Raw genomic sequence first — 1,052 nt, forward strand, 5'->3', positions numbered from 1 at the left:
TTTTCACAGAGGTAAAACTGTGATGATCTATTGGGAGTTTACTTGTTGACTACGTTGACCGGACTTCCTGAGACAAACTTCTCCAGGTTGTCCACCGCTATGTCCATGAGCCTCTTCCTTGATTCCTTAGGTGCCCATGCTATGTGCGGGGTGATTATCATGTTCTTTGCCCTGAGCAGCGGGTTGTCGTTCTTTATCGGCTCCGTCGCAACCACGTCGGATCCTGCAGCGAACACCTTTCCGCTTTCAAGGGCTTCCCTCAGGTCTTCTTCAACTATCAGCGGTCCTCTGGATGTGTTGATTATTATAACCCCATCCTTCATCTTCGCTATGTTGTCTTTGTTGATTATACCTTCGGTCTCCTTGAACAGAGGCACATGCAGGCTTATTACGTCTGACTCACTGAACAGGGTGTCCAGGTCAGCATATCTGCAGGTATCACTCTCAAGCTCAGGTATCTTGTAGCTGTCATATGCTATGACCTTCATCCCGAACGCCTGGGCTATCCTTGCGGTCGCCTGGCCTATCCTTCCGAAGCCCATTATTCCCATGGTCTTTCCAGAAAGCTCCATGAGAGGATACTTCCAGTAGGTCCAGTCCTTGTTGCTCGCCCATTCTCCAGCAAATACCGAGTCAGAGTGGGCTCCGACATGGTGGCATATCTCCAGCAGCAGCGCGAACACGTACTGTGAGACCGCCGAGGTTCCATAGGTAGGTATGTTGGTCACTGCTATACCGGCTTCCTTTGCCGCAGCCACATCGACCACGTTGTAGCCTGTTGCAAGTACTCCCACGTACTTCATGCCAGGGCATGCTGCTATGGTCTCCCTTGTTATTGGAGTCTTGTTGATTATGACAGCTTCTGCATCGCCGATCCTCTCGTCAATCATCTCAACTGGCGTCCTGTCATATACCGTCACCTCTCCAAGCTTTTCGAAGCCTTCCCATGAAAGGTCACCGGGGTTTTCGGTGTATCCGTCAAGTATCACTATCTTCATATAAATATACCTCGATTCTCATATTCCGTTTCAGAAGACAAATTTTGATTGAGT

General features: G+C 49.3%; 1 protein-coding gene. It reads right to left on the reverse strand.

Annotated features, from left to right (window positions below):
• Window positions 1-38 precede the first annotated feature (38 nt).
• Window positions 39-998 (reverse strand): D-2-hydroxyacid dehydrogenase, encoded by a 960-nt coding sequence (locus tag T472_RS06420; protein WP_023863446.1) that lies wholly within the window; start codon window positions 996-998, stop codon window positions 39-41.
• Window positions 999-1,052 lie beyond the last annotated feature (54 nt).

Source organism: Youngiibacter fragilis 232.1 (assembly GCF_000495435.3).
GTDB classification, from domain to species: Bacteria; Bacillota; Clostridia; order Clostridiales; family Clostridiaceae; genus Youngiibacter; species Youngiibacter fragilis.